Source organism: Chryseobacterium shigense, assembly GCF_900156575.1.
Classification (GTDB): domain Bacteria; phylum Bacteroidota; class Bacteroidia; order Flavobacteriales; family Weeksellaceae; genus Chryseobacterium; species Chryseobacterium shigense.
Map to the genome: position 1 here is coordinate 264206 of NZ_FTNY01000001.1, position 10832 is coordinate 275037.

Here is a 10832-nt window from a genome sequence, read left to right on the forward strand (position 1 = left end):
GAGATCAAAACCGATTCTGATGAATACGATTTCAATTATAGGAGCCGGAATTGGCGGACTGGCGCTGGGGAATATCCTGAAACAGCATCAACTTGACTTTAAAGTATATGAATCTGCACCGGCAATCAAACCTGTTGGAGCCGGAATCATGATGGCTGTGAATGCCATGCAGATTTTCGACAGGTTGGGTCTAAAGGAAAAAATTGAAAATGCGGGAAATAAAATCCATGGAATTTCCATCACCGATGAGTCATTAAAACCTATTACCAAGACCAGTATTCCTGATCTTGAAAAAAAATACAATTCCTGTAATGTTGCGATTCACAGGGCTGAACTGCAGAGAATTCTGGCAGAAAACATCGGATATGAAAATATTCAGCTCAATCATTCTTTAAACAAGATTGAAAAGAAAGAAAATTACTTCTTACATTTTGATAATGGAATCCAGGCAGAAAGTACAATAGTTTTTGGTGCAGATGGCATAAAATCTAAGATCAGAGATCAGATTCTACCAACGGGAACGATCCGGAATGCAGGACAGAAATGCTGGCGCGGACTGGCAACATTTGATTTACCTGAACAATTTAATCAGGAAGCCCTTGAAATATGGGGAAAAGGAAAGCGTTTCGGTTTTGTGAAAATTTCAGATAAAAAGGTGTATTGGTATGCTTTGGTTAATGAAAAAAAGCACAAACCAACTCTGAATATTTCTGATTATTTTGAAGATTTTCATCCTCTTGTTTTGAGTATTCTGGAGGCAACTTTAGAAGAAAATATTATACTCAATGATATTATTGACCTGTCTCCTATTCCTTTCTGGCATTCTGAAAACCTATGCCTGATCGGGGATGCTGCCCATGCTACGACTCCCAATATGGGACAAGGTGCCTGCCAGGCTATTGAAGACGCCTACATCATTGGCCGATTGCTTGAAACCCATCAGGATTTTAATGTTATTTTTGAAAAATTTCAAAAAATAAGAAGGGACAAAGTAAATTATATCGTCAGTACAAGCTGGAAAATAGGAAAAATTTCCCAATGGGAAAAGGGAAATAGCCTGCGTAATTTTCTGATGCGTTTAATCCCGGAAAGTACCAATCAAAAGCTTGCTGAAAAGATTATTAAGCTGGAGATGTAAAAACTTGTGTTCTATTGTATATAAATAGAGCTCCTCATCCTTTTAAAACAAAAAGACTGCCTTATCCGGCAGTCTCTTTTTAGTAGGTTAAAGTAAGTCCGGCTCCCCAGCCCATTTCATTATCATAATTTCCGGAAACTGACACCCATTTCTGTAGAATATATCTCAGTCCTGTTGAAAATTCCCCATCAGAATTGAGGCTGAAATTCCCTCTTATCCTTCTGGAAATGGGAATATCTTCCCTGCTTAATTCCAGCAATACTTTTCCATTCTGATCCACACTGGCATCTGCCGTCACCAGCATCGGTAACATATATTGTACTCCGACCATAAATGCATACTGATCTTTTGAAGCTTTCTGCTGTCCGAACCAGGTCTTTTTACCACGAAATTTCATTCCCCTATCTTCCGCCATCTGTCTCTCCATGATCTCATGATTTTTCTGAATTCTGAAACCAGCATACGGAAGCGCCCACTGGAATTTTCCAAGGAATCTTCCTACTTTCACATTGCCTTCAAAGTGATCAAAATCCCAGTTAGAGTGAAACTGATTCAGATTGGCCCATCTTGGTCCGAACATCGTCATGCTTTCAGCGTGTACTTTGTTGCTTGCCATATCCAGCATTCCCATGGAGCTGATCATCTTATTGTCCTTCAGGAAATTTTTCCAGGCCAGTTTTCTGTCCGGCAGCTGTGGATTCGGTTTTGAATTTTCATAGCTGAATATTCTTCCCATTCCGGCCATCATATGGTATAAAATATGACAGTGGAAAAACCAGTCACCATCCTGATTGGCTGCAAACTCAATCGTATTGGTTTCCATAGGCATAATGTCTACTACATTTTTCAGCGGGGAATACTCTCCTTTTGAATTGATCAGTCTGAAATCATGGCCGTGAAGATGCATGGGGTGGCGCATCATCGAGTTGTTATACATCGTAATTCTAAGGATTTCGCCTTTCTTTACCAGAATTTTATCCGTTTCTGTAACTGTTTTATTATCAAGCGTCCAGAGATATTGATTCATATTCCCTTCCAGTGTAAACTTTAGCGTTCTTACATTATCATCAGGCAGCATCGTTTTTTCAGGAGATTTCAGGAGGTTATAGGACAGCCTTTTAATCGGTTTTTCTTCTTTCATATCCATCCTTGAATGTTGGGAATGATCTTCCTGCTTTCCTTCAGAGTCCTTGGTTTTGACGCCCATCATTTCGTTCATGTGTTTCATCGTCATTTTTCTCTGACTTTCAGAAAGTTCCGGATACATCACTTCATTCATGTCCATCATCTGATTTCCCATCGTCATATTCATAGGCTTCATATTTCCACTCATTTCCATCATGCCATTCATCATTTTCATTCCTTCGAACAACAGCAGTCTTGGTAAATGGGGAGCCTCTACCTTTTCTCCGGCACCAAGCCATAATGAAGCATGTCCTACCCTGTCTTCCGACGTTGAACGAAATTCAAAACTCTTATTTTCAGGGATCGTGACTTCAATATCATACGTTTCGGAAACCCCTACAATAAGGCGGTCCACTTCTACCGGAACCACATCATTTCCATCATTTCCAACTACTTTTATTTTTCCGCCTCCGTAATTCAGCCAGAAATAGGTGGATGAGCCCCCATTGGCCACTCTGAGTCTTACTTTATCTCCTGCTTTCAGATTTGAATAATCAGAGCTTGTAAGTCCGTTGATGAGAAATTTATCGTAATAGACATCACTTACATCCATAGCTTCCATCCTTTTCCATTCATTTAATGCTTTTGTTCCGAAATTTCCGGATTTAATAGCTTCCCAATAACTCTGCACTGCATTTTTTTTAATGGCGTACCAGTCTGTATTGGCCATATGAAGTCTTCTCGCGATCTGCATCGGGTCTTCATCACTCCAGTCTCCTAATAATACCGGAATTTCTTTAGTATAGGAAGGTTTAGGCTCGCCTTCTCTTTTATTAAACACTAAAATCCCGTTCATCCCAATCTGCTCCTGAAGTGCTTCGTGGGAATGGTACCAATAGGTTCCGTTTTGAGATACTCTAAACTTATACAAATGGGTTTCTCCAGGCGTTACAGGCTTTGTAGTAAGGTATGGAACACCATCCTGTTCATTGGGAAGAATCACGCCATGCCAATGAAGTCCGGTATTTTCCTTCAGCATATTATGAAGGTAAATTTCTGCGGTATCTCCCTCTGTAAAATATAAAGTAGGAGCCTGCAGTTTTCCATTGATGGCAATAGCCCGGCGGTTTTTCCCTGTAAAATTCACGATCGTATCTTTTACATAGAGATCATATCTCACAGTTTTCCCACCGAAAGTCACTCTTCCGTTTTCAGTATTTCTTTTGAAAACTGATGGGCTTTCTTTGTGTGCTTCTGCTGCAATGTGCTGGTGATTCTCTTTTTCAACCAGTTCCATTCCGCATTTTGGGCATTTCCCGGGTTTGTCTGAAGTAACTTCAGGATGCATCGGACAGCTGTAAAGAGATTTTGTTTTAGTCTGAGCTTGAGAAGACTTAAGTTGAGACTGCTGCAGAGGTTGTGAAGGCTTATTTCTTCCGGCCTCTTTCACCTTTGGCTTTGCCTTCATCCTGGCCTTAACCTCAGTTTTCACTTTAACCTTATTATTTTTAATTTCTGCAGGCTTTTGTATTGTTTTCTGCTCTGGCTTTGCCACAACTTTAGGTTGTACTGCAACGGTTTTCCTGACCAGCGTCATTTTGCATTTTGGACAATCTCCGGGTTTAGAAGACACTACCTCAGAATGCATAGGACAGGTATAATAGGTTTTCGTTGTTTGCGCGAAAGTAAAAACAGAGAACAAAAGCACCAGAAATATCATTAGTTTTTTCATAATATTCCGAACTTTTTAAAGCTGCATAGCTTAAAGTCAATGGTAATTTAAGCTACGCAAGCTATTGTTTTAAAATTAAATACAATAATTAATTGATTTCTGACTTTACATTTCCGCAAGAAAGCATAGATTTTCCGTAGTAAGGATTCGCGATCTGTTTTTCATCGCTTAACCAGCTTGAATCAGCCATTGGACAATACTGAAGGTAAACCGGCTTTTCAGAAAGTTTAAACTCTTTTGTCAAGGCGATCATATTTTCAGAAAGGTTGGAAAAAGTTTCTCTTTGTGCTGTAATATTTCGGGCATCAGAGATCACTGTAGCGTCTTTTCTTAGAATGTTAAGGTTTCCTTCCGAAACTAATTTATAGTCAACGGTTGAAGCTGTTTTGATGAATTCAGCGGCCGCTTTTGAGGTTTTATCTGCGTCATCTGAAGCTAAAGCTGTTTTAATGGCAATATAGTTCTGATACAGTTTGGAAACCTGAGCGTCTTTTTTAGACTGAGCAGAAAGTGAAATAATAGAGAATAGACATAATGCTGCTGTAATGATATACTTTTTCATTGTTTTAAATTTTAGAATTAATTTTAATAAAGAATAATGGAACGCATCATGCGTTGAACCGTGTTGTCCACGAAGGAATGCTCATCTGAACACTACAGACAACAGACGGATCTTAAATTCTAAAATGACAATGATTGATATAGATGGGAACCGGCCTGTATTCTGGCGGTCCGTTGATTCTTATTCTGGTAAATTTTGATGCTGAAAAAGACTGATCTGTCAAAAAATACTGGTGCTGTGTGAATGCCGGGGCGATCTGACTTAAAAAATCAATCATCAGCAGATCGGATTTCTGAGAATCGTCTACTTTTACCACTTTAACCTCAGTTTTACAACATCCTTTTTTTTCTTTAACGCCACATTTGCCACAGATATCGGTGGTTTTCTGACTTACGGAAACCAATTCCTCCATACAGAAATGTACACTGAAAGCTGCTCCGGAAGAAAATCCAAAGTAGAAAACAGAGAAAAATATGGCGAGAATCTTTTTCATTGGTAGGACAAAGGTAAAAATATCCCCGAAACCACTGTTATAAAATTCTGTATACTTGTTATAAAATTCAGTCATCATAAAAAAGCTTCTGAACTATTCAGAAGCTTTCTTTATTTTGTACTCTCGCTGATTTTGCTGATTGAGCAGATTTCATGGATTGGCGAAATTCTAATTTCTACAATCTTACTTCTAACCCCTATCTTACAATTTAAACTCAAGTTTCACATTGAAGAAACGGCCTGTAAGACGTACCGGAACCGGATACATTACACTTGAATTATAATCTGTGATCCACTGGTTGGCCACGGTATTATTAATGTTAAATGCGTTGAAAACCTGAACGCCTAAAGTCAGCTCATCGAAATTACCCCAGAAACCGGAACGATTTTTCTTGTCTTTGGAATCAATGAATACTTTTGAAAGTCCCAGATCGACCCTTTTATAAGAAGGAAGCGTTCTCTGGTACTGATAAGGATCTGTAAAAACAGGTGCTCCGTTCGGAAGTCCCATCGCGTATACCAAAGTAAGGTTCACACGCATAGACGGGAATTTCGGCATATAATCCTGATAGAACATGGCAAATCTGAATCTCTGATCTGTAGGTCTTGGAATATTGCCTCTTCCATCTATATTTTCATATACTCTGGCATAACTTGCAGACAACCAGGAATCGACTCCGGGAACGAATTCTCCGAATAGTCTGGTGTCAATTCCATAAGCATACCCTGAAGCATTATTTTTACCGGAATAACGGATTCTCACATTATCCATATAATAAGGAATCAGATCATCCATTTTCTTATAATACGCTTCTGTAGTCAGCTTAAATGGTCGGTCGTACATATAAAACTCGTAGTCGTTGGCCAGAATTAACTGCATAGAACGCTGAGATTTTATATTGGAGTTGAAGTTTCCGTCAAGATCCTTGATTTCTTTATAGAAAGGCGCCTGATAATAAACTCCCCCTGAAAGTTTGAAGAGCATATCGGTATCCCAGTCAGGTTTTATTGCAAACTGGAATCTTGGCGAGAAGATGGTTTCTTTGTTGAAGCTCCAGTTGGACACTCTGGCTCCTGCATTGACAAATACTTTGCTGGCTCCCCAGTAAAATTTCTGTGAATATTGCGCATAGGCAGAAAGTCTCGAAGGTTCTATTGTATTTTTCCCGGCAATATGGTAAAAAAGATTAAGATCTCCTGTTCCTCCGGTTCTTGGATCATCTATCGGACGTGGGATGCTATAGCCTTTATTATCTACCAGTTTCCATTCATTGGTATTATCATCAAGGTTTTCTTTTTCATATTTAAAACCTACCTCGATGTCGGTATTGATATTGGGAGAAAACTTCGCTCTGAGCTGGGTTCCGTACGTTCTCACGAACAGATCATTTCTCGCATGCTCAATCTGTCCTCCTCCATCAAAAGAAGCATTGGGATTCATTGTTACAGGATCAAAAGTCTGGATCTCATATCCTGAAGCGATAGAATAATATTCCTTTTCTCTGTTCTGATACGCAAAACTGTCCAGGGTAAACTTCCACTTATCAGACGGTTTATAGTTCATGGAGAAAGTTCCCATCATATTTTTGTACATATCCTGTTCCTGTCCACCATAGCCTATATTGACTGTAATAGGCTGATTAAGGCTTCCGAAAGTGACACTTTTCGCTTTAGGGACCATTTCATAATCATTCTTGGAATAATACCCGATGAATGACATGGAGAATTTATCGTTGAAATGATAATTAATATAAGATTGGAAGTCCCAATAGGTAGGATTAAAATCCGTATCCTCGTTCAATGTATTCAGGACCAGATTGGTATTCCTGTATCTTCCTGAAAATAAGGCCGTCAGTTTTTTATTTTTTGAAGCCAGTCCTGCTGTCAATCTTCCGCCTATTAAACTTGCCTCTCCTGAAAGTTCAAATTTTTCAGGTTCACGGTAGTAAATATTCAGTGCTGAAGACATTTTATCTCCATATTTAGGTTCAAATCCTCCTGCTGAGAAATTGACTGCAGAAACCATATCAGGATTGATGATACTCATTCCTTCCTGTTGTGAATTTCTGATCAGAAAGGGTCTGTAAATCTCAATATCATTGATATAGATAAGGTTTTCGTCATAGTTTCCACCACGTACCATGTATTGGGAAGACAGCTCGGTGTTGGAGTTAACGGAAGGAAGTGTTTTAAGAAGTCCTTCAATTCCACCACTTATAGAGGCAACGCTTTGTGCATCTTTTGCTGAAATTTTGACATTGGTGATGTCGTTTGTTCTTCCGATTACTTTTTTCTGGAAAACGACCGCCTCAATATCGGTTACTTTTTCTGCTGTATCTCTTTTTCTGTTTTGAGAGAAAATAAGCATAGGAACCACAAGGCTCAACGGTAAAACTAGTTTTTTCAAAAGAAATGTTTTAAGAATTTCTAAAAATAGGGATTTTTTAACAATTACAAAATTGATTCTCTGATTCTTGTTAATTTTTGTAACAAATCTTCCAATAAATCTAATCTTAACATGTTGGCTCCGTCTGATAAAGCGGTTTCCGGGGTAGGATGTGTTTCAATAAATATTCCGTCTGCTCCCACTGCAATTCCGGCTTTAGCCACCGTTTCTATAAGATCAGGTCTTCCACCGGTCACTCCGGAGCTTTGGTTAGGCTGCTGTAACGAATGAGTGACATCCAGAATAACCGGCGCATATTCTCTCATGGTTGGAATACCTCTGTAATCTACAACCAGGTCTGTATACCCGAAAGAATTTCCTCTTTCGATGATGGCTACTTTCTGATTATGGGAATCTGTTACCTTCTGAACGGCAAATTTCATGGATTCAGGAGAAAGGAATTGTCCTTTTTTCAACGTAACACATTTCCCTGTTTCTGCCGCTGCAATCAAAAGATCGGTCTGACGCACCAAAAATGCAGGAATCTGTAACACGTCAACGTATTGTGCTGCCAATGCCGCATGACCGTTTTCGTGAATATCTGTGGTGGTAGGAATATTAAAGGTTTCCCCTACTTTTCTAAGAATTTCTAAGGATTTTTCTTCACCGATCGTTGTAAAAGAATCTACACGGCTTCTGTTAGCTTTTTTAAAGCTTCCCTTGAAAATATAAGGAATATTATATTTATCGGTTATCTGGATCACTTTTTCTGCGATTCTCAAAGCCATGTCTTCACCTTCAATGATGCATGGACCGGCAATAAGGAAAAAGTTTTTTGAATCTTTGTGATGAATATTATCTAAATACTGGATCATTTTTATTTGAATTAAAAAGTTCAGTAAAAATACTTATAAAGTTTCAGAATCGGAAATTATTTGAGGGGTTTGATTGGGATTCGGGTTTTAGAGTTTTAGAGTTTTAGAGTTTTAGAGTTTTAGAGTTTTAGAGTTTTAGAGAAAAATAATGAGAATACCATTTAAGCTCAAACCTTTTTAAAATTATTTTTAAAAAAGAGCATACGAGCTTCTCCTAAATTCGTGTATGTATGCCTAATAAGTTTCTTATCCCAAAGATTTAACAGATGAGACAGATTTTATCTTTTACTATTATTAAAAATCCTATCTATCTATCTATCTATCTATCTATCTATCTATCTATCTATCTATCTATCTATCTATCCATCAGTCATCTTCTTCAAAACCTTTTCAAAAGTATTGATATTCCTACTGGTGAACTGATCTTTAAGGCTTTTCTTTCCCAGAACCTTCCCAAATGAAGAATCCAAAGTATTGCCTTTTGGAACCTGCCAGTAAAATAAACCATTGATGATCTCAGCTTTTTCATTTTCCGTTTTAGAAGCTTTCCGGAACTCTTCCATCAAGATATTTTCCACTCCGGAATTCCCTACAAAAGCATACATATGCAGATCATCACTTTTTTCAAAAGGAATACTGTTCCAGAACATCTCCGTCTCCTCCTGAGATCTAATGAATAAAAATGCTTCGTAGGAAAAATGGTCAGACATCGCTTTTTCTAAAGTTACCTTTAAATCTTCAGCATTTTTATCGGACGAAAACACAATATTTCCTGAAGCAAGCACAGAACCAACGTCATTCATTCCGGCCTCTTTAAAGACCTGGCACACATCAACCATTTTCATATTGGTTCCCTTGACATTGACGCCGCGGAGAAAAGCACAGTATTTCATTTTTTTTAAGGGATTAGTTGAGAGGAATTAGTTTGCAGGATTAGGGTATAAGAGCGTGTACTTCTTCCGATTTTTAATTTTTTAAATTATTCAATCTTTCAATCAATCTTCACATACAAATTGTAATCTGTTCCTGATGGCTTAAGATGATAAATTTTTTCCAGAATGCGGTTGTCACTGCTGAGATTATCTTTTACTCTGAATTCTTTCAGAAGCTTGTAATGCGTTTGGTAATAGGAGGCATCGTTTCCTTCAAACAGATTTTTGTACGAAAGGAGGTATTTAGGTTGTCTGTTTTTTACGGTATTAATCCAATAATGAGTTTTATCTTTCTTTACTTCATTCTGTATCTGTTTATCTACCAGCCCAACTTCATCGATTGTTTTTAACCTCGAAAAGTAAGGGACATAACCTGCAGGTTCCAGCAAAATCCATTGATTTTTATCTTTTTCGTAATTATTTAAAAACAATCCGATTTTTCTGCGGTAGTTCCATTCTCCATGTCCTGTTGCAATGGCATGTACCGTTTGGAAAGCCAGCATTGGAACGATATAAAATACAACTAACAAGGACAGCCATAGATTTCTCCTCTCTTTTTGCTCCAGTACAAAAATAAGAACAGGAACGAAAAGCAGAAGCTGCGGAACCCAGTAATACCAGTCGAATAAGCTTTTTTGAGAGAGAAAAATAATCTGCTTTACCCAGCCGAAAAGAAAGATCATCCATAGAAAGTAATTCCTTCTTTCTCTCTGTCTCACCAGATAAATAAAACACAGCAACTCGAAGATAAGTATCATAATTGTTGCCGGATTAAAGTTTCCGGGAATTTTCAGCATTCCCCAGAAATTACCGAAGCTTACCAGAAAATAGTTGAGATTCTGCTCAAAAGTAAAGTTGTGCTCGTACAGAAGTTTCTTGGCAACAATGGTATTATTCACAAGCTCTCCAAAGTACAGCCAGTTGAAAGACAGAACAGATATCATACCCAGCATTCCTCCGAAAACGTATTTCCATCTGATCTTTTTGTTCCAGAATACATCAACCAAAAATACAATTCCCAGAAAAATGACAGTGTCAATTCTTGTGAACATGATCAGAACCGGCAGGAAAATGAGTGCCCATTTTTTGCCTTTGCTAAAGCCATAGTACAAAAGTGCCATTTCCAGGAAGAAAAGGATCCCGTACTCCATTCCTAAAATAGAGATCTTCACTGCTGGGGGCAGAATTCCTATCAGAAAGATAAAAATAGCTTTATGCCATGGATTTTTAAGCATCAGATTTGCTAAAAATAATGTTCCAATGGTAAAAAGAATCGAGTTGAAAATCAATAATGGTTCAATAAAATATTCTTTGCCAAAGATCAGATTGAACAGATAGGATACGAAGACGTAAAGATGGGTTGTAGAAGCAGAAATTTTGGTTTCCCCGTTGAAGCCTATCACGCCGTAATCCAGCAAATTCTGAGCTACTCTCCAGGTAATGAATGCATCTTCCTGAATATAATGGGTCAATAAAAAGAGAAGTTTAAAAACTACCGTAAAAATTACAGCGTAGATCGGGAGTCTGTTATTTTTAGTTTCAGTCATTATGTATTTTTAATATCACAAATATAATCTTAAAATTCATGAA

At 38.0% G+C, this 10832-nt stretch carries 8 protein-coding genes; 1 reads left to right on the plus strand and 7 read right to left on the minus strand.

The genetic code is table 11. The annotated features are described in order from the left end of the window. Positions 1–19 precede the first annotated feature (19 nt). Positions 20–1138 (plus strand): FAD-dependent monooxygenase, encoded by a 1119-nt coding sequence (locus BW964_RS01285; RefSeq protein WP_076504085.1) that lies wholly within the window; start codon positions 20–22, stop codon positions 1136–1138. Between the two features lie 79 nt (positions 1139–1217). Here the strand turns inward: BW964_RS01285 and BW964_RS01290 are convergent, their stop codons facing one another. The 7 genes from BW964_RS01290 to BW964_RS01320 form a co-directional block, all read right to left on the minus strand. Further along, complete coding sequence (locus tag BW964_RS01290) at positions 1218–3995, minus strand: multicopper oxidase domain-containing protein (RefSeq protein WP_228432072.1); 2778 nt, start codon at positions 3993–3995, stop codon at positions 1218–1220. 88 nt (positions 3996–4083) lie between these two features. Beyond that, positions 4084–4557 carry a DUF3347 domain-containing protein gene (locus tag BW964_RS01295; protein ID WP_076504086.1) on the minus strand — a complete coding sequence of 158 codons (474 nt, stop codon included), beginning with the start codon at positions 4555–4557 and terminating at the stop codon, positions 4084–4086. Between the two features lie 112 nt (positions 4558–4669). Continuing rightward, on the minus strand, positions 4670–5050 hold the full coding sequence (locus tag BW964_RS01300; protein ID WP_449384814.1) for an HYC_CC_PP family protein: 381 nt from the start codon (positions 5048–5050) through the stop codon (positions 4670–4672). Between the two features lie 201 nt (positions 5051–5251). Then, positions 5252–7456 (minus strand): TonB-dependent receptor plug domain-containing protein, encoded by a 2205-nt coding sequence (locus tag BW964_RS01305; RefSeq protein WP_076504088.1) that lies wholly within the window; start codon positions 7454–7456, stop codon positions 5252–5254. A 44-nt stretch (positions 7457–7500) separates the two neighbouring features. Beyond that, positions 7501–8310, minus strand: a complete 810-nt coding sequence (gene kdsA / locus BW964_RS01310) for a 3-deoxy-8-phosphooctulonate synthase (RefSeq protein WP_073334491.1) — start codon at positions 8308–8310, stop codon at positions 7501–7503. A 359-nt stretch (positions 8311–8669) separates the two neighbouring features. Further along, on the minus strand, positions 8670–9203 hold the full coding sequence (locus tag BW964_RS01315; protein WP_076504090.1) for a DUF1697 domain-containing protein: 534 nt from the start codon (positions 9201–9203) through the stop codon (positions 8670–8672). Positions 9204–9301: 98 nt separating this feature from the next. After that, positions 9302–10789 (minus strand): hypothetical protein, encoded by a 1488-nt coding sequence (locus BW964_RS01320; protein WP_076504091.1) that lies wholly within the window; start codon positions 10787–10789, stop codon positions 9302–9304. Between the last annotated feature and the right edge of the window lie 43 nt (positions 10790–10832).

Excerpts from the sequence above, each read along its gene's own strand:
- BW964_RS01285 (WP_076504085.1), top strand. The coding sequence starts at position 20 with ATGAATACGATTTCAATTATAGGAGCCGGAATTGGCGGACTGGCGCTG.
- BW964_RS01290 (WP_228432072.1), bottom strand. The coding sequence starts at position 3,995 with ATGAAAAAACTAATGATATTTCTGGTGCTTTTGTTCTCTGTTTTTACT.
- BW964_RS01295 (WP_076504086.1), bottom strand. The coding sequence starts at position 4,557 with ATGAAAAAGTATATCATTACAGCAGCATTATGTCTATTCTCTATTATT.
- BW964_RS01300 (WP_449384814.1), bottom strand. The coding sequence starts at position 5,050 with ATGAAAAAGATTCTCGCCATATTTTTCTCTGTTTTCTACTTTGGATTT.
- kdsA (WP_073334491.1), bottom strand. The coding sequence starts at position 8,310 with ATGATCCAGTATTTAGATAATATTCATCACAAAGATTCAAAAAACTTT.
- BW964_RS01315 (WP_076504090.1), bottom strand. The coding sequence starts at position 9,203 with ATGAAATACTGTGCTTTTCTCCGCGGCGTCAATGTCAAGGGAACCAAT.
- BW964_RS01320 (WP_076504091.1), bottom strand. The coding sequence starts at position 10,789 with ATGACTGAAACTAAAAATAACAGACTCCCGATCTACGCTGTAATTTTT.